Genomic DNA, 18104 nt, shown 5'->3' with positions numbered 1-18104 from the left:
CGAGGGAAAGGGACCGTCGTGGACCGTCGGGACGTCCTCACTGACGCGGCGATCACCGTGCTCGCCCGAGCGGGGAGCCGGGGCCTGACCCACCGGGCGGTCGACGCCACCGCCGGGCTCGCCGAGGGCACGAGCTCGTACTACTTCCGCACCCGCTCGGCGCTGCTGCAGGCCTGTGTGGAGCGGATGGCGGCGCGCACGCTCGAGGAGATGGCGAGCGGCGCCCCGGCGGTCACCAGCGTCGAGGGCCTCGTCGCGGCGTGCGTCGCGACGGTCGGGCGGTGGCTCGCGCAGGACCACGAGCGGCTGCTCGCGCGCTGGGAGCTGGCGCTGGAGTCGACCCGGCGCCCGGAGCTCGAGACGGCTCTGCGCACGTCCGGGGCCCTGATCCGCGAGCGGGTCGCGGGCACCCTCGACGGGCTGGGCATCGCCGAGCCGCGGCGGCGGGCCGACGACCTCGTCGCGTGCCTCGACGGCCTCGCGTTCGATCAGCTCGCCGGCGCGGGCCGGCCGCCTCGTGACGAGGCCGGCCTGCGGGCGTCGATCGCCGACGTCGTACGGGGCTTCACCGCCTGACGCGCTCCCGCCCCGCGAGCACCAGGGCCACGGTCGGCGCGAGCGTGCCGGCGCCGACGTCGCGCACGAGGTGTTCGTCGTCGGGCGGCCGCAGCGCGACCCACCCCGGGGCGCCACGAGGAGCAGCACCCGCACGATCACGTCGTCACCCCGCCGCGAGGAACTGCTCGAAGGTGACGACGCCCTCGGCGTGGTCGGGAGCGAGGTTGGCGCCCGCGCCGAACCCCCGCGCGATCGCACCGGGGAAGCGCAGCGGCACCACGGGGCGACGACGACCGGTGGCGTGCGCCCAGGTGCGCGCGAGGTCGGCCATCGTGCGGACCTCGGGTCCGCCGACGTCGGGCACGCGGCCCTGCGGCGGGCCGGCGGCGAGGGCGGCGAGACGGGCAGCGACGTCGGCGACCGCGATCGGTTGGAACGACGCTCCGGCGAGCACCGGGAGGACCCCGGCGCCGCCGGCTGTCGCGGCGTCGAGCCCCTCACCGGTGTCGAGGTCGCCGACGACGCGCCCTGGCCCGTCACGGCGGCTCAGGACGTGCGGGGCGTCGAGCCGCGGGACGAGCGCGCGGCCCAGCGTTCCCGTCCCTCCGGTCACCAGCACGGTCATGACGTCCTCCCGGTCGGCGCGGGCGCTCCGGCGGCGCCCGTCGGGACGGTCGACCGGACAGGCCCCCGGAACGTGACACCTGCTCGACGAGGAAGACGAGCTTGTCGCTCCGGCGGGATCAGGCGCTCCAGCGTCCGTCAGCAGGGCGAGCGACACCGACTCGCGCTCCTCGACGGTCTCGCCGTGGCCGGCCCAGCGCAGGCCACGCGTCCCGGACGACGTCCTCGGCGTCGTGCGCGGACCCGAGCATCCGGCGGGCGAGCCCGAAGAGGCGGGGACGCTGCTCGGTGAACGTCTGCGTGGTCGCCGTCACGGTCACCATCCTGCCCACAGGAGCTTGCCTTCGAGCGCACTCGAAGTCCTACGGTCGTTCCCGTGAGCGTGACGGCGGACCGACTGCGGGGCCTCATCGAGACGACCGAGGGCGAGCTGCCCCCGCTCACGGTCGAGCTGGTCCGCGACCTCGAGATCCCCGAGCACATGACGATCGCCGACGTCGCCGAACTGACCGGGCTGTCGGCCCACACCCTGCGCTACTACGAGCGCATCGGGCTGGTGGAGGTGCCCCGCGACGCGGCGGGTCGCCGCCTGTACGACCGGGAGGCGGTCGGGCGGGTCGTGTTCATCACCCGGCTGCGCGACTCGGACATGCCGATCGCGGCCATCGCCCGCTACGTGGAGATGGTCAAACAGGGACCGGGCACCGAGCCCGAGCGCCTGGCGCTGCTCGAGGCCCACCGCGACGACATCCTCAACCGCCTGCACGACCTCCAGGCCGCGCTCGCCGTCGTCGACTACAAGATCACGACCTATGGCGGGGCCTGCGGCTCGTAGGCCCCGCCGAACAGGAGCACCTCCATGTCCGACCGCCGTCTCGGCCCGCTGTCCGTCCCGTCGCTCGGCCTGGGCTGCATGGGACTGAACTGGGCCTACGGACCCGCCGACCGTGACGAGTCGATCGCCACCGTCCGGCGCGCCCTCGACCTCGGCGTCACCTTCCTCGACACCGCCGACGTCTACGCGAGCGGCGAGAACGAGCGTCTCGTCGGCGAGGCGATCGCCGGCCGGCGCGAGGAGGTCACGCTCGCGACGAAGTTCGGCATCCAGACCGACCCGACCACCGGCTACCCCAACGGGCAGGTGAACGGGTCGCCGGAGTACGTGCGGCGCTCGATCGACGGGTCGCTGCAACGGCTCGGGGTCGATCACGTCGAGCTCTACTACCTGCACCGCCCCGACCCGGCGACGCCGGTCGAGGACACCGTCGGCGCGATGGCCGAGCTCGTGACCGCCGGCAAGGTGCGCCACCTCGGCCTGTCCGAGGCGTCGGCGCAGACCGTCCGCCGCGCCGCGGCGGTGGCGCCGATCGCGGCGCTGCAGTCGGAGTGGTCGCTGTTCAGCCGCGACATCGAGGAGTCGGTCGTGCCCGCCGCGCGTGAGCACGGCATCGGGCTCGTGCCCTACAGCCCGCTCGGGCGCGGGATGCTCACCGACGCGTCGGTGCGCGACCTCGCGAGCGACGACTTCCGCCGCACCCTGCCCCGCTTCGCCGAGGGCGCGCTCGAGGAGAACCTCGCGCTCGTGGAGCAGGTGCGTGAGGTCGCCAAGCGCCGCGGCGCGACGCCGGCCCAGGTGGCGCTGGCGTGGCTGCTGGCCCGGGGGGACGACGTCGTGCCGATTCCCGGCACCAAGCGGCGCACGTACCTCGAGGAGAACCTGGGGGCGCGCGACGTCGTGCTCGACGCCGACGACCTCGCGGCGCTGTCGGCGCTGGTGCCGACGGGCGGCCGCACCCGTGACATGACGTGGGTCAACCGGGACACCGCGGCACGGGCCTGACGCACGTTTCCCCTGGAACTGTTGTTCGAGGGGCTGACCAAGGCCGGCGGCACGCGCAAGACCAGAAGATCGAGAATGCGACCGACCGACTCGCGGCCCGGGTCGGCACGACGCGCTACGAGAGCACACACAGTTCTATCGCACTGGTTTCTGCTCGCCTGGTCGTCGAGCCCTGACCCACCATGTGAGTACTTTCCGGGCCCATAGGCCCGGAAAGTACTCACATGCGAGGTTCGGGTCAGCCCTCCGCGTCGCCCTCGGCCTCGAGGAACGCCTCGCGGAGCTGCTCGACCATCGCCGGGTCCGGCGACTCCCACAGACCGCGGTCGACGGCCTCGAGCAGGCGCTCGGCCATGCCGTGCAGCGCCCACGGGTTGGCCTCGCGGAGGAAAGCGCGGTTCTCGGGGTCGAGGACGTAGTTCTCGGTGAGCGAGCCGTACATCCAGTCGCTGACCGTGCCCGCGGTCGCGTCCCAGCCGAACAGGTAGTCGACGGTCGCGGCCATCTCGAACGCGCCCTTGTAGCCGTGCCGGCGCATCGCGGCCATCCAGCGCGGATTGACGACGCGCGACCGGAAGACCCGCGCCGTCTCCTCGATCAGCGAGCGCGTCCTCACGTTCTCGGGGCGCGTCGAGTCGCCGACGTACGCCGCCGGCGCCGCCCCGGTCAGCGCGCGCACCGTAGCGATCATGCCGCCGTGGTACTGGTAGTAGTCGTCGGAGTCGGCGATGTCGTGCTCGCGGGTGTCGATGTTCTTCGCGGCCACCGCGATCCGCCGGTACGCCGCCTGCATCTCCTCCACGGCCGACTCGCCGTGGCGCCCGCGCCCGTACGCGTGCCCGCCCCACGTCGTGTAGATCTCCGCGAGGTCGGCGTCGCCGCGCCATTCGCGCGAGTCCATCGCCTGCAGCAGTCCTGCCCCGTAGGCACCGGGAGGCGAGCCGAAGATGCGCGTCGTCGCCCGGCTCCAGTCCGAGCCGGTGGCCACGTCCGCCCGCGCGTGCGCGGCCACGAAGTTGTCCTCGTCGGCCTCGTCCGACAGCCCGGCGACCAGCTGCACCGCGTCGTCCATCGTCGCCACGACGTGCGGGAACGCGTCGCGGAAGAACCCGGAGATGCGCAGCACCACGTCGACACGCGGCCGGCCCAGCTCGGTCGACGGCACGACCTCGAGCCCCGTCACGCGCCGCGACGCCTCGTCCCACACCGGCCGGACGCCCATCAACGCGAGCGCCTCGGCGACGTCGTCGCCGCTCGTGCGCATCGCGGCGGTCCCCCACAACGAGAGACCCACGCTGGTCGGCCACTCGCCGTCGTGATCCTCCCGATACCGCGAGAGCAGGGAGTCGGCGAGCATCTGCCCGGTCTCCCAGGCCAGCCGCGACGGCACCGCGCGCGGGTCGATGGAGTAGAAGTTCCGCCCGGTCGGCAGGACGTTGACCAGCCCGCGCAGCGGCGAGCCGCTCGGCCCCGCCTTGACGTGCCCGCCGTCGAGGGCGTGCAGGACGCTGTCGATCTCGCCGGTGGTCGCGTCGAGGCGCGGGACGACCTCGGTGGCGGCGAAGGTCAGGATGTCGGTGACGGTTCGGTCCTGGCGCCCCAGCACCTCGAGCGTCACCTGAGCCGGGTCGGTCCAGGCGCGCTTCTCCATGCCCAGCACGAGCGAGTGCGCGAGCTCCTCGACGCGGTCGACCTCGCTGCGCGACGCCTCGTTCTCCTGGAGACCGAGGGCCTCGCGCAGCCCGGGCAGCGACTGGGTGCCCGACCACAGCTGCCGCGCCCGCAGCACCGCGAGCACCATGTCGACGCGCTCCTGACCCGCCGGCGCGCGCCCGAGGATGTGCAGGCCGTCGCGGATCTGCGCGTCCTTGATCTCGCAGAGCCAGCCGTCGAGGTGCATGACGAAGTCGTCGAAGCGCTCGTCGTCGGGCTGGTCGGTCACGCCGAGGTCACTGTCGAGCTTGGCGGCCTGGATGAGCTGCCAGATCTGACCGCGAATCGCGGTGATCTTGCCGGGGTCCATCGCCTGGATGGACGCGTACTCGTCGAGCAGCTGCTCGAGCCGGGCGAGGTCGCCGTAGGACTCGGCGCGCGCCATCGGCGGGACGAGGTGGTCCACGAGCGTGGCGTGCGCGCGGCGCTTGGCCTGCGTGCCCTCACCCGGGTCGTTGACGAGGAACGGGTAGACCAGCGGCAGGTCGCCGAGGACCGGGTCGGGCGCGCACGACGCGCTCGACGCGACGGTCTTGCCGGGCAGCCACTCGAGGTTGCCGTGCTTGCCGACGTGCACCAGCGCGTGCGCGCCGAACTCGCTCTGGAGCCACCGGTAGGCCGCGAGGTAATGGTGACTCGGCGGCAGGTCCGGGTCGTGGTAGATCGCGATCGGGTTCTCGCCGAACCCGCGCGGCGGCTGCATCATCACGACGACGTTGTCACGGCGCAGCGCCGCCACGGTGATCGCCGGGTCGTTGCCACGGGAGTCGTCGATGAACATCTCGCCGGGCGCGGGGCCCCAGTGCTCCTCGACGCCTGCGCGGAGGTCCTCGGGGAGGGTCGCGAACCAGCGCGTGTAGTCGTCCACGCCGACGCGGATCGGGTTGGCGGCGAGCTGGTCCTCGGAGAGCCAGTCCTGGTCGTAGCCGCCGGCGTCGATCAGGGCGCGGATGAGCAGGTCGCCGTCCTGCTCGGCCAGGCCCGGGACGTCGCCGATGCGGTAGCCGGCGTCCCTCATCGCGGCCAGGAGGCGGACCACCGAGGCCGGCGTGTCGAGGCCGACCGCGTTGCCGATGCGGGCGTGTTTCGTCGGGTAGGCGGACAGCACCAGCGCGATGCGCTTCTCGGCGTTCGGGACGTGACGCAGGCGGGCGTGGCTCACCGCGAGCCCGGCGACGCGGGCGGCGCGCTCGGGGTCGGCGACGTAGACGGGGAGGCCGTCGGCGTCGGTCTCCTTGAAGCTGAACGGCACCGTGATGATCCGGCCGTCGAACTCCGGGACCGCGACCTGGTTGGCGGCGTCCAGCGGGCTCACGCCGTCGTCGTCGTCGAGCCACTCGTCGCGGGTCCGCGTCAGGCACAGGGCCTGCAGGATCGGGACGTCGAGCGCCGCGAGCGCCCCGGTGTCCCAGCTCTCGTCGTCCCCGCCGGCGCTGGCCGTCGCGGGTTTGGAGCCGCCGGCCGCGAGCACGGTCGTGACGAGGACGTCGGCGTTCCGGAGCACGGCGACGAGGTCCTCGTCGGGGCTGCGCAGCGAGGAGCAGAACACCGGTTCGGGCACCCCGCCGGCGTCGACCACGGCGCGGCAGAGCCCGTCGACGAACGCGGTGTTCCCGGCCATGTGGTGCGCGCGGTAGTAGACGATGGCGACGCGCGGCGATGTCAGCGGCGTGGCGTCGCTGTCATCCAGTGTCCGTAACGCCACGCGCTCGGGGTGCTCCCAGCCGTCCAGACGCCCCCAGCTCGGCATCTCGGCCGGCGGGTCGAACCCGTGGCCGGTGAGCAGGATCGTGTCGGACAGGAAGTGGTGGAGCTGGGCGAGGTTCTCCGGCCCGCCCTGCGCGAGGTAGAGGTGCGCCTGGGTCGCGACACCGACCGGCACCGTCGACGACTCCATCAGCTGCGCGTCCGGGCTCTGCTCGCCGCCGAGCACGACCACCGGGCGCGGCTGTGACGGCGCGAGCAGCGCGTCCAGCCCGTCCTCCCACGCCTGCCGGCCGCCGAGCAGACGCACGACGACGAGGTCGACGCCCTCGAGGAGGGCGTCCAGCTCCTCCCCGACCGTCACGCGCGCCGGGTTCGCCCAGCGCCAGCCGCCCTCCTCGCCGGGTGCGCTGGCGCGCGCCGAGCGCAGGTCGGTGTCCGAGGTCGAGAGCAGCAGGAGCACCTGGCCTCCAGGCCGTGAATGTCTGAACACCTAGATAGATGTTGAGGGCAGGACACGCCTACTCTGTCACGGATGCCCGCAGCCCGACGACGTGACGCCGCCGTCCGCGATCGCCCGGACGCATGCCCGGGTGCCTGGCGGCGCCACGAGGCCGCCGACGGGGCGCTCGCGCGGTTCCGCCCGGTGGGCGGGGCGATCACCTCCGCGGAGCTGCGCCTGCTGGCCGCAGCCGCCACCGATGCCCCGCTCGAGCTGACCTCCCGCGGATCCTGGCAGGTACGGGGCCTCTCCGGCCAGGGGGCCGACGATCTCGCCGCCGCGCTCTCCCGGGTCGGCGGTCCCGCACCGCTCCTGGACGACCTCGGCCGCGACGTCCCCTGCAGCGTCGTGGCCTCCCCGCGCTCGCCCGCGGTCGACGCGCCGGCCCGCGTGATCGCCGACGCGCTGCGCGGGCGCACCGACGTCCCGGGTCGCCTGCTGATCGCCGTCGACGACGGTTCCGGCGACGTGCTGGGCCTCGACGCCGACGTCACCGTCGTGCTCGGGGGCGTCCTCCACCTCGCCGGTACCCCCACCGACGTGACCGCCGACGACCCCGCCGCCCTGGCTCTCGCCGCGGGCGAGGCGTTCCTCGCCGTGCGGGGCGAGGCGTGGCGGGTGGCCGAAGTGGGCGCCGCCGTCGTCGAAGAGGCAGTTACTGGCTGGTATCGCTCGCCGAGCGAGCGATACCAGCCAGTAACCGGGGAAGCGGGCGAGATCCTCGAGGTCCGGCCCCGCCTCGGCGAGGTCGATGCGACGGCCGCCGAGGTGCTCGCCGAGCTCGCCGACGAGGGCGCCGCGCTGCGCGTCACCCCGTGGCGCACGGTCGTGCTGCGCGACGTCGCCGACCCCGAGGACGCCCGCCGGCGCCTCGACGGGCTCGTCGAGACCGGGCCGTCGCCGTGGTCGACGCTGTCGGCCTGCGTCGGCGCGCCGCGCTGCGTCAAGTCGCACACCGACGTGCGCGGCGACCTCGCCCGCGCCGTCGCCGAGGGGCGCGCCGGCGGGTCGCTGCACGCCCACTGGGTGGGCTGCGCGCGGGCCTGCGGCACACCGGCCGGCCCGGTCGCCGTGGTGGAGGGCACCCCCGGCGGCACCTATCGCACGACGGTCCGAACAGGGAGGGTGAGCCGGTGAGCGCCGGTCCCACAGAGAGGTCGTCCGTCCCCTCCTACATCGCCGACGGGCCGGAGATCTACCGCCGCTCGTTCGCGATCATCCGCGCCGAGGCGGATCTCGCGCACCTGCCCGACGACGCCCACGACGTCGTCATCCGCATGATCCACTCGTGCGGGATGGTCGACCTCGCCGCCGACACCGAGGTCTCCCCCGGTGCGATCAGCGCGGCGCGGACGGCCCTGCGCGCCGGCGCCCCGGTGCTCTGCGACGCCGAGATGGTGGCCAGCGGCATCACCCGGCGCTTCCTGCCCGCCGGCAACGAGGTGCTGTGCACGCTCAACGACCCGCGTGTCCCGGACCTCGCCGCGGCGCAGCGCACCACGCGCAGCGCCGCCGCCCTGGATCTGTGGCGCGAGCACCTCGAGGGCGCCGTCGTGGCGATCGGCAACGCCCCGACCGCGCTGTTCCGGCTGCTCGAGATGATCTCCGGCGGTGCGCCGCGGCCCGCGGTCGTGCTCGGGCTGCCCGTCGGGTTCGTCGGCGCGATGGAGTCGAAGGCGGCCTTGACGGGGCACCCGGCCGGCCTCGAGCACGTCGTCGTGCACGGCCGCCGCGGGGGCTCGGCGATGACGGTCGGCGCGGTGAACGCGCTGGCGCTCGGATCGGGCGACGGAGCATGAAGGAGGTGAGCACGCCGGTAGGGGAGCTCGCCCCGGGGAGTCCGCGCGTGACCGGCACCCTCTACGGCGTCGGCGTCGGCCCCGGCGACCCGACGCTGATGACGGTGCGCGCGGTCGACCTCGTCCGCGGCGCCGACGTCGTCGCCTACCACTGCGCGCGCCACGGCCGCTCGAACGCGCGCGCGATCGTCGCGCAGTACCTCGGCACCCAGATCGAGGAGCAGCTCACCTATCCGGTGACCACCGAGGAGACCGACGACTACCAGGGCGCCCTCGACGCGTTCTACGCCGAGGCCGCCGCCCGCCTCGCGGCGCACCTCGACGCCGGCCGCGACGTCGTCGTCGTCGCCGAGGGCGACCCCTTCTTCTACGGCTCGTACATGCACCTCCACAAGCGCCTCGCCGACCGCTACCCCACCCACGTCGTGCCCGGTGTGACCTCGGTGTCCGCGGCCGCGGCCGCGCTCGGGCGCCCGCTGGTGGAGCGCGACGAGGTGCTCACCGTGCTGCCCGGCACACTCCCGCCCGACGAGCTCGCCGCCCGCCTCGCCGACACCGACGCCGCCGCAGTGATGAAACTGGGCCGCACGTTCACCGGGGTGCGCGCCGCGCTCGCGACGTCCGGGCGGCTCGACGAGGCGCACTACGTCGAGCGCGCCTCCACCGAGACCCAGCGCACGGCGGCACTCGCCGACGTCGACCCCGCCTCGGTGCCGTACTTCTCGGTCGGGATCGTGCCCTCGCGCGTGCACGCCGACACGACGCCGACCGCGCGCGCCGAGACCGCGGCGGTGATCGCCGGGGGCACCGCAGGCGAGGTGGTCGTCGTCGGACTCGGACCCGGCGCCCGCGACCGCCTCACGCCCGAGGCCTCGGCCGCCCTCGCCGCGGCCGACGACGTCGTCGGCTACGCGAGCTACACCGCGCGGGTCGTCCCGAACCCCCGCCAGCGGGTGCACGCCTCGGACAACAAGGTCGAGTCCGAGCGGGCCGCGTTCGCCCTCGACCTCGCCCGCGCCGGGCACCGGGTGGCCGTCGTGTCGTCCGGCGACCCCGGGGTGTTCGCGATGGCGTCGGCGGTCGTCGAGGTCGCGGCGGCCGACTACCCGGACGTCGCCGTGCGCGTCGTGCCCGGGGTGTCCGCGGCCCAGGCCGTCGCCGCCCGGGTCGGCGCACCCCTGGGCCACGACTACGCGATGATCTCGCTGTCCGACCGGCTCAAGCCCTGGGACGTCGTGGAGCGCCGGCTCGCCGCGGTGGCCGACGCGGACATGGCGGTCGCGATGTACAACCCGGCGTCGCGATCGCGCACCTGGCAGGTCGAGGCCGCCCGCGACCTGCTGCTCAAGTACCGCGACCCGTCGACGCCGGTGGTGATCGGGCGCGACGTCGACGGCCCCGAGGAGTCGGTGCGCGTGGTACGGCTCGCGGACCTGGACCCCGCCGAGGTCGACATGCGCACGCTGCTGATCATCGGCGCGTCGACTTCACGCTGGCCGGCGCCGGGCACGGTGTACACGCCGCGCCGCTACGGCTGATCACCCTCGAGCGGGATCCAGTTCCAGTCCTCGTCGGGCCGGTCGCGGGCGACGAGGCGTCCGCAGGTCGGGCAGAACAGCTCGTCGGCGGCCATGAACTCGTTGCCGGTGTCGTAGTTCGTCGCCACCCAGGCGTGCTGGAGCCCGCCCAGGCACAGCCAGCGCTCGTCCCCCTCGCTCATCGCCCGATCGTGTCAGGCGACCTGGGTGGCGTCGCGGATCCGTCGGGGCGCGTCTCCCGGACGTCGAACGAGAGGTCGGCGATCGAGGCGTGCAGCTCGGCGGCGCCGGCCTGCAGCGCCTCGGGCGACGCCCGGACGGTCGGTGTGGGCGGTCCACCCGAACAGCCCTGACGTCGGTATTTGCTTTCGTTAGCGTCAAGCGACGGATGGGCGGCGGGCATACTCGACGCGTGCGGCGCTTCCGCCGGTCGCCTCCGCGCCGGCCCCTCGACGCGGTCGAGCTCGCCGAGGCGGCGGCCCTCGGGGATCTCGTCGCGGTCGTGTGCGTCCTGACCCGCCTCTTCCCGATCGGCCCGCTCGGGACGGTGATCGCCGCGTTCCCGGCGGCGGTGCTGTCGGCGCGCCGTCCCGGCCGGGCAGGGCCGATCGGGGTGCTCGTCGCGGTCGTGGTCGCGTTCCTGGTCGGCGGCGTGGGTCCCGCGGGCGCCGCGGCGACGGCGGCGTCGCTGGGCTGGCTGCTGGGCGTCGGGACACGGCGCGGCTGGTCGACGGTGCGGACCGCGCTGACCGGCGTCGTCGCCCTCGCCCTACCGACCTCCGCGCTGGGCCTGGCGCTGCTCGCGGTGTTCGCCGAGTACCGCGAGCTCGTCCTCGACCAGCTGCGCACCTCGTGGGGCGGGCTGGCACGCCTGGTGCGGGGCGGCCTGCCCGAGTTCGTGGCCGCCGGCGACCGGGCGGTCCGCGCGATCACCGACTACTGGTGGATCTCCATCCCGGCGATGGCGGTCGTCGGCACGCTCATCGGTGTCGCGGTCGCGGCGCTGGTCCTGGCGCGACCGCTGCGCGCGGTGCAGCGGATGCTCCCCGCCGACCTCGCCGGCCGGCTACCGACGCGCCGCGGCGGCAACGACCCGGTCGCCCCGCTGCCGCTGCGCCTGCGCGACGTCGTGCTGCCCTCGGGGCCGCCGGTCGACCTCGACCTCGACGCCGGCACCTTCGCCGTCGTCACCGGGCCGAACGGGGCCGGGAAGTCGACGCTCGGCCGCGTGGTCGCGGGGCGCCCGCCCGTCGGGGGGACCGCCGAGCGGCCCGGGGACGCGGGGCTGGGCGTCGTCGGCGGCACGGGGATGGTCTTCCAGCGTCCCGACAGCCAGGTGCTCGGCGTGCGCGCCGCGGACGACCTGCGGTGGGGGCTACCGCCCGGCGACCCGGTGCCGGTCGCGGAGCTGCTCGCCCGCGTCGGGCTCGACGGCGCCGGCGACCGGGAGACCGCGACGCTCTCGGGCGGCGAGCTCCAGCGCCTGGCGGTCGCCGCGCTGCTCGCCCGGCGCCCGGCCGTCGTGGTCAGCGACGAGAGCACCGCGATGCTCGACCCCGAGGGACGCGCCGAGGTGACCGACCTGCTGCGCAGCCTCACGAAGACCGAAGGTGTCGCGGTCCTGCACATCACCCACCACGACCCCGGCGCCGCGGACGTCACCGTCGCGCTGCCCGGACCCGCTCTGCCGCCCGCGTCGGCGCCCGGGTCGTGGGGCCCGCCCCGACCGGCGGCGGGCGGGGCGTTGCGCCTGCGCGGGGTCGACGTCGTCCACGACGCCGGCACGCCCTGGCGCCGCCCCGTGCTGCGCGACGTGAATCTGCGCATCCCCGCCGGGCGCACGGTGCTGATCACCGGGCCGAACGGTGCCGGCAAGACGAGCCTCGCGTGGCTGCTCGCGGGGCTCGCGACGCCCGCGCGCGGGACCGTGACGCTCGACGGTGCGCCGCTGCGCAACGGGCGTGACGGGGCGCTGCTCGCGGTCCAGCACGCACGCCCGGCGCTGCTGCGCCCGACCGTCGGCGAGGAGGTCGAGGACGCCGCCGGCGTCGGCCCGCGCACCGCGGACACCACGCTCGCCGCGCTCGGGCTCGACCCGGCCGTGTACCGCGACCGCCCGGTCGACGAGCTCAGCGGCGGCGAGCAGCGCCGGGTCCTGCTCGCGGGCCTGCTCGGGGCGGGGCCGCGCGTGCTGGTGCTCGACGAACCCCTCGCGGGCCTCGACGCGGATGCCGCGACCGCCGTCCGCGAGGCCCTGCGCGCCGCCCGCGCGGCCGGCACCACGCTCGTGATCGTCACCCACGACACCGGCCCGGTGGCCGACCTCGCCGACGCCGTCCTGCGGGTCGAGGACGGGCTGGTCCAGGGGCCGGCCGAGTGGGTGTCCGCGTCGGCTCCCGACGGCCCGGAGCGGCGGGCCCGCGGCGCCCTCGGGGCGGTGCGCACCCTGCCCGGTCCGTCGCCGCTGCACCGCGCCTGGGCGGGGACGAAGATCGCGGCGCTGGTGGCCCTGGCCGGGGCCCTGTTCGTCGACCCGACGTGGCCGACGCTGGCCGCGGCGACCGCGGTGCTGCTGGTCGGGGCGGTCGCGGCCCGGCTACCGCGGGGCGCCGTGCCGCGCCCGCCGCGCTGGCTGTTGCTCTGGGTGCCCGCGATCATCCTGTCGACGATCAGCGCGCGCCCGCCCCTGCTCGACGTGCTCGGCACCGAGCTGAGCCTCGGCGGGCTCGAACGGGTCGTGCTGTTCCTCGCGACCACGCTGGTCTCGCTGCTCGGGGCGGCGCTGCTCGTCGCGACGACCCCGCTGGGCGCGTTCCCGCCGCTGCTGGAGCGCGTGGTCCGCGTCGGGCGGCGCCTGCGCGTGCCGCTGCGGACCCCGGCGACGGGGATCGCGCTGGGCCTGCGCCTGGTGCCGCTGCTCCTCGCCGAGGGCCGCACCGCCTGGCTCCTGCTCGGCCAGCGCCGACCCGTGGGGCGCGCGACCGTCCCCGCCCGCGAGCAGCTCCGCCAGGGTGTGCGGACCGCGATGCTCGCGTGCGCCATGGCCGCGCGCCGGGCCGCGGAGACGGGCGAGGCGATCACGGCCCGCGGCGGGCTCGGCGCCATCGCCGGCCCCGACCAACGCCCCGGACCCCGCGACCTCGTCCTGCTCCTCACCGTCGCCGCGATCCTCGCGGTCGGCCTGGCCTTCTAGCGATGTCAGCGACGTGGCGCTCGAAGTGCGGCGAGCACCTCGTCGACCGACTCCACGGCGTCGACACCGTCCGGGAGCGGCGGGCGGTCCACGAGCAGGACCGGCACCGACCGCTCCCGTGCCGCGACGAGCTTCGCCTCCGTGGCGCCGCCCGAGTCCTTGGCGACCACGACGGTGATGCTGTGGCGGTCGAGCAGGGCGCGCTCGTCCTCGAGGGCGAACGGCCCGCGGGCGAGCACGAGCTCGCCGCGGGCGGGCAGCACGGCGGGCGTCTCGATCGCCCGCACGAGGAACCACGCGTCGACGTCGACGAACGCCTCGACGCCCTGGCGGCCGGTGGCCAGGAGGACCCGGGAGCCGGGGGTGATGGCGTCGGCGGCGGACGCGAGCGACGGCACCCGGGTCCACCGGTCCCCCGGCCCGGCGGTCCAGCCCGGCCGGCGCAGCACGAGCAGCCGCGTCCGGGTGCGCGCCGCGGCGGCCGCCGCGTGCTCGGTCATCGTCGCCGCGAACGGATGGGTCGCGTCGACGAGCACGTCGACGTCGCCCAGCCCCGCGGCCAGCCCGTCGACGCCCCCGAAGCCGCCGGTGCGCACGTCGCCGTCCGGCAGCCGCGGGCGTCGCGTGCGGCCGGCGAGCGAGGTCGTCACCCGGTCCCCCCGCGCCGTGAGCCGAGAAGCGAGCTCGCGCGCCTCCGCCGTGCCGCCGAGCACGAGGACCCGGCGCGTCACCCCGCACCGTTCCGGCGAAGGGTTCCCCTCGCCCGTCTCTCCGACCGCAGGGTCCCCTCGGTCGGAACCACCACGGTGCTCACGACCGGGCGCGCAGCGCGGAGTACAGATGCGAGTCGCAGCCCTCGGCCACACCGACGACGGGCCCCACGACGATCACCGCGGTGCGCTTCACGCCGGCCTCCTCGACGCGGGAGGCGATGTCGGCGAGCGTGCCCCGCAGGACCACCTCGTCGTCACGCGACGCGCGCGCCACCACCGCCACCGGCTCGGACGCCGGCCGGTGCCGCCGGAGCGCCTCCACCACCGACGCGCAGCGCTGCACGGCCAGGTGCAGGACGAGCGTCCCGCCGGCCGCGGCCCAGACGTCGAGCGACTCCCCCTCCGGCATCGGCGTCGCGTTCGCGGCGTCGCGCGTGAGCACCACCGACTGCCCGACGCCCGGGACGGTCAGCTCGGTGCGCAGCGCCGCCGCGGCCGCCGCGAAGGCCGGGACGCCGGGCACGATCTCCCAGGGCACACCGGCGGCGTCCAGGCGCCGGGTCTGCTCGGCGACCGCGGAGAACACCGCCGGGTCACCCGAGCACAGCCGCGCGACGTCGTGGCCGTCCTCGTGGGCCTCCACCAGCGACGCGGTGATCTCGTCGAGCGTCATGCGCGCGGTGTCGACCTTGCGGGCGTGCGGCGGGCACTGGCCCAGCAGCTCCTCGGGCACGAGCGAGCCGGCGTAGAGGCAGACGGGGCTGGTCGCGAGCGCCCGCAGCCCGCGCACCGTGATGAGGTCGGGGGCGCCGGGTCCGGCGCCGACGAAACGGACGGTCACACGGCCTCCTTTCGACCCACGAGCTGCGTGACGCCGGCCAGCGCCCGCCAGCCACCGAACCGTCCGACCGGCGCGACGCGCTCGACGCCGATGCGGCGCAGCGCCCCGCCGTGCTCGGCGCGGAACGCGACGAGCGCGGCCTCGCCCTCGACGGTGACGGTGTTGACGACGAGCCGCCCGCCGGGGCGCAACGCCTCCCACACGGCCACGAGCATGCCGGGCGCCGAGGCCCCGCCGCCGACGAACACGGCGTCCGGGGCCTCGAGCCCGCCGAGCGCCTCCGGCGCCCGCCCGACCACCACGCGCAGACCGGGCACACCCAGCGCCGAGGCGTTCTCCCGGATGCGCGCCGCGCGGTCCTCCCGGACCTCGACGCTGACGGCCCGGCATCCCGCGTGGTGGCGCATCCACTCGATCCCGATGCTGCCCGCGCCGCCGCCGACGTCCCACAGGAGCGCCCCCGGAACCGGGCGCAGCGCGGACACCGAGAGCGCCCGCACCTCGGCCTTGGTCAGCTGACCGTCGTGGGCGTAGGCGTCGTCGGGCAGGCCGGGGGCGCGTCCCAGCAGTTCGTCCTCCGGCGTCGACGGGCAGGCGACAGCCACCACGGCGAGCGGGTCACCGCCGGGACGGGTCCACGACGAGGCCCGCCCGTCCACCCGGCTCTCCTCCGGCGCGCCGAGCGAGCCCAGCACGGTCAGCTCCGCGTCGCCGTATCCCCAGGTGGTCAACGCTTCCGCCAGCGCCGCCGGGGTGTCGCCGTCGGGGACCAGCACCAGCAGGCGCCGCCGCGGAGCCAGCGCCGCGCGCACCGCGGCGAGTGGGCGCCCGACCGTCGAGAGCACCTCGACGTCCTGCGCGGCCCAGCCCAGGCGGGCGCAGGCGAGCGCCGCCGAGGAGGGCGCGGGCAGCACCGTCGCCGACGGGTCGCGCGAGAGCACCGCCGACCCGATCCCGTAGAACGTCGGGTCGCCGCTGGCCAGGACCGCGAGCTCGCGGTCGGCGTGCTCGGCGAGCAGGCCGGGCAGCGCCGGCACCAGGGGCGTGGGCCACGTGACCTGCTCGGCGGACAACGACGGCAGCAGCGCGAGCTGCCGTGGTGCGCCGAGCACGACGTCGGCCTTCTCGAGCGCCCGGCGGGCGGGCTCACCCAGCCCGGGCCATCCGTCGGCGCCGATGCCGACCACGGTCACGCTCACCGCGCCACCTCATCACGCGGACACCGATCCGTCGCCGGGAGACTCGTCACCCGCCGGGGGCGTAGCGCAGGCCGGTCACGGTCAGCACGACCTTGTCGCGGTCGTCGCGCAGCACCGCGCGACCGGTGCGCAGGCGGCGTCCGCCGTGCTCGACCTCGGTGGTGACGTGCACGGTGCGCCCGTCGGCAGGCACGGCACGCAGGAACGTCGCGGTCGCCTCGTCCACGGGGCCGCCCAGCACGGCGGCGAGCGCGGCCGCGGGCAGCGACGCGAGCACCCCGCCCTGCACCACCTCGGCGGTGTTCACGGCCACCGGGTCGGGCGCGGTCCCGTCGCGCACGAGGGCGTGCGGCGTGCGCGGCTCCGAGGGCCACGGCGAGGACTCGGCCGTCCGGTAGTCGCCGGCGACGTCGTCGGCGAGGATCGCGTTGCGTCCGGTCGCGCGGGCCACCGTCCGCCCGGCGTCATCGGTGATCACGGCGGTGCTCAGCGCGACGTCGGGACCGCGCTCGTCGAGGCACCCGGTCGCGTGCAGGGTGCCGGCGACGTCGTCGCGGGTGACGACGTGCAACGTCAGGCGCAGCGTCGTGATCCGCTCCCCCGCCGCCAGCGTGCCGGTGACGGCGAGCCCGGAGACGAAGTCGGCGAGCAGCCACAGCGCAGCGTCGAGACCGTCGGCGGGCGCGGGGAGCACGGCGTCCGCACGGCCCGGCTCGATCGCGTCCAGCCGCGCGTGGACCGCGGCGTGCACCGGCGCGACCGGGACGTCGCCGGCGACGCAGCGCCGCAGGATCTGCAGCGGCGCCTCGCTGGTCGTGCCCGCGGCGCTCAGGACCGCGCGCCGGAACGGATGCGCGGGGTGACCCCGGTGAGCTCGGCCGCGAGGTCCCACAGGGCGGCCTGGGTCTCGCGGTCGTGCGACGCGACGGTCGAGCCGACCGGCACCGGCGGGCCGGAGATCTCCTGGAACCCGCTCGGGCCCACGAAGGTGCCGCCCGGCAGGTCGGGCACGGTCGCCGCGTACAGCGTGGGCTGCGCACCCATCGACGGACCCTGCGCGATGACCTTGTTGAGCACGCTCATGCCGAGGTCCTGGATCGACTCGGTGCGGCTCTGCAGGTTGGTGGCGCTGTATCCGGGATGCGCGGCCATCGAGCGCAGCGGCGAGCCGGCGGCGACGAACCGGTGCTCGAGCTCGTAGGCGAACATGAGGTCGGCGAGCTTGGACTGCCCGTAGGCGAGCCAGCGCTGATAGCGGCGGCGGCGCCAGTTGAGGTCCGACAGATCGATGCGGCCGATCCGGTGGACGGCGCTCGAGAGCGTCACGACGCGGTCGGTGACGACGTCGAGCAGCAGGCCGGTCAGGGCGAAGTGGCCGAGGAAGTTCGTGCCGATCTGCATCTCGAAGCCGTCGACGGTGCGCCGCTCCGGGATCGCCATCAGCCCGGCGTTGTTGACCAGCACGTCGACGGGGCCGTCGAGGTCGGCGACGAACGCGCGCACCGAGGCGAGGTCGGCGAGGTCGAGCCGGCGCACCTCGGTGCGGCCACGGACAGGCTCGACGGGTCCGGCTCCCGTGTCGGCGTGCTCCCCTGATCGTTGCGCGTCCTGCCGGCAGATCTCCGCGGCGGCCGCGGCGCCCTTCTCCGTGTCGCGCACGGCGAGCACGACCCGGGCGCCCGCGCGCACCAGGTCCCGGGCGGCCTCGAGGCCGATCCCGGAGTTGGCGCCGGTGACGACGAAAGTACGTCCTGACTGGTCACCGATGTCGGCAGGAGTCCACGCAGTCATGTCGCTCCGGTGCCCGGCGCTCCCCTGATCCAAACGGTGGCCGCGGTCTCGCGCATCCGCGCGACGTGAGCGGCGTTCCCGGCTGTGGC

Annotated in this window: 16 protein-coding genes; 7 read left to right on the top strand and 9 right to left on the bottom strand. The window is 75.5% G+C overall.

Features of this window, described 5'->3' with window-relative positions; translation table 11 throughout:
- The first annotated feature begins 18 nt into the window (after positions 1-18).
- Positions 19-576: a TetR/AcrR family transcriptional regulator gene (locus AC2A1K_RS12425; RefSeq protein ID WP_483896616.1), complete on the top strand. Its 558-nt coding sequence runs from the start codon at positions 19-21 to the stop codon at positions 574-576.
- Between the two features lie 145 nt (positions 577-721).
- On the opposite strand, the gene AC2A1K_RS12420 is transcribed toward AC2A1K_RS12425, so the two are convergent.
- Both AC2A1K_RS12420 and AC2A1K_RS12415 read right to left on the bottom strand, forming a co-directional pair.
- Positions 722-1183, bottom strand: a complete 462-nt coding sequence (locus AC2A1K_RS12420; protein ID WP_483896615.1) for a hypothetical protein — start codon at positions 1181-1183, stop codon at positions 722-724.
- A gap of 118 nt (positions 1184-1301) precedes the next feature.
- Positions 1302-1496 carry a sigma factor gene (locus AC2A1K_RS12415; RefSeq protein ID WP_483896614.1) on the bottom strand — a complete coding sequence of 65 codons (195 nt, stop codon included), beginning with the start codon at positions 1494-1496 and terminating at the stop codon, positions 1302-1304.
- 62 nt (positions 1497-1558) lie between these two features.
- Here AC2A1K_RS12415 and AC2A1K_RS12410 point away from each other — a divergent pair, with 62 nt between their 5' ends.
- Complete coding sequence (locus tag AC2A1K_RS12410) at positions 1559-2017, top strand: MerR family transcriptional regulator (RefSeq protein WP_483896613.1); 459 nt, start codon at positions 1559-1561, stop codon at positions 2015-2017.
- A 24-nt stretch (positions 2018-2041) separates the two neighbouring features.
- Positions 2042-3022 carry an aldo/keto reductase gene (locus AC2A1K_RS12405; RefSeq protein ID WP_483896612.1) on the top strand — a complete coding sequence of 327 codons (981 nt, stop codon included), beginning with the start codon at positions 2042-2044 and terminating at the stop codon, positions 3020-3022.
- A 238-nt stretch (positions 3023-3260) separates the two neighbouring features.
- Here the strand turns inward: AC2A1K_RS12405 and cobN are convergent, their stop codons facing one another.
- Positions 3261-6902, bottom strand: coding sequence for a cobaltochelatase subunit CobN (gene cobN, locus AC2A1K_RS12400; protein ID WP_483896611.1), 3642 nt, complete (start codon positions 6900-6902; stop codon positions 3261-3263).
- Between the two features lie 72 nt (positions 6903-6974).
- Here cobN and AC2A1K_RS12395 point away from each other — a divergent pair, with 72 nt between their 5' ends.
- From AC2A1K_RS12395 to AC2A1K_RS12385, 3 genes are read left to right on the top strand one after another with little or no spacing between them, the layout of a single operon-like run.
- A complete protein-coding gene (locus tag AC2A1K_RS12395) occupies positions 6975-8078 on the top strand; it encodes a precorrin-3B synthase (protein WP_483896610.1) in 1104 nt (367 codons plus the stop codon).
- Positions 8075-8740, top strand: a complete 666-nt coding sequence (locus tag AC2A1K_RS12390) for a precorrin-8X methylmutase (RefSeq protein ID WP_483896609.1) — start codon at positions 8075-8077, stop codon at positions 8738-8740. The genes AC2A1K_RS12395 and AC2A1K_RS12390 overlap by 4 nt, the downstream gene beginning before the upstream one ends.
- 47 nt (positions 8741-8787) lie before the next feature.
- The gene (locus tag AC2A1K_RS12385) at positions 8788-10278 is read left to right on the top strand and encodes a precorrin-2 C(20)-methyltransferase (protein WP_483896608.1); all 1491 of its coding nucleotides are present in this window, start codon (positions 8788-8790) and stop codon (positions 10276-10278) included.
- On the opposite strand, the gene AC2A1K_RS12380 is transcribed toward AC2A1K_RS12385, so the two are convergent.
- Positions 10269-10460 carry a hypothetical protein gene (locus AC2A1K_RS12380; protein WP_483896607.1) on the bottom strand — a complete coding sequence of 64 codons (192 nt, stop codon included), beginning with the start codon at positions 10458-10460 and terminating at the stop codon, positions 10269-10271. The two genes, AC2A1K_RS12385 and AC2A1K_RS12380, sit on opposite strands and share 10 nt — an antisense overlap.
- A 230-nt stretch (positions 10461-10690) precedes the next feature.
- Here AC2A1K_RS12380 and AC2A1K_RS12375 point away from each other — a divergent pair, with 230 nt between their 5' ends.
- Positions 10691-13471, top strand: coding sequence for a DUF2232 domain-containing protein (locus AC2A1K_RS12375; RefSeq protein WP_483896606.1), 2781 nt, complete (start codon positions 10691-10693; stop codon positions 13469-13471).
- A gap of 5 nt (positions 13472-13476) precedes the next feature.
- Here the strand turns inward: AC2A1K_RS12375 and AC2A1K_RS12370 are convergent, their stop codons facing one another.
- From AC2A1K_RS12370 to AC2A1K_RS12350, 5 genes are all read right to left on the bottom strand, one after another.
- Positions 13477-14202, bottom strand: coding sequence for a cobalt-precorrin-6A reductase (locus AC2A1K_RS12370; protein WP_483896605.1), 726 nt, complete (start codon positions 14200-14202; stop codon positions 13477-13479).
- Positions 14203-14281: 79 nt separating this feature from the next.
- Positions 14282-15025, bottom strand: coding sequence for a precorrin-4 C(11)-methyltransferase (gene cobM / locus AC2A1K_RS12365; protein ID WP_483896604.1), 744 nt, complete (start codon positions 15023-15025; stop codon positions 14282-14284).
- On the bottom strand, positions 15022-16224 hold the full coding sequence (gene cbiE, locus AC2A1K_RS12360) for a precorrin-6y C5,15-methyltransferase (decarboxylating) subunit CbiE (protein WP_483896603.1): 1203 nt from the start codon (positions 16222-16224) through the stop codon (positions 15022-15024). Before cbiE ends, cobM begins: the two co-directional genes overlap by 4 nt.
- 46 nt (positions 16225-16270) lie before the next feature.
- Positions 16271-17116, bottom strand: coding sequence for a PaaI family thioesterase (locus AC2A1K_RS12355; RefSeq protein ID WP_483896602.1), 846 nt, complete (start codon positions 17114-17116; stop codon positions 16271-16273).
- On the bottom strand, positions 17053-18015 hold the full coding sequence (locus AC2A1K_RS12350; protein ID WP_483896601.1) for an oxidoreductase: 963 nt from the start codon (positions 18013-18015) through the stop codon (positions 17053-17055). The genes AC2A1K_RS12355 and AC2A1K_RS12350 overlap by 64 nt, the downstream gene beginning before the upstream one ends.
- Positions 18016-18104: the final 89 nt, after the last annotated feature.

It is taken from the genome of Actinomycetospora sp. 2LY8.5 (genome assembly GCF_057180585.1).
The sequence above is the reverse complement of the archived record's forward strand: the minus strand, read 5'-3'. Positions and strand labels throughout refer to the sequence as shown.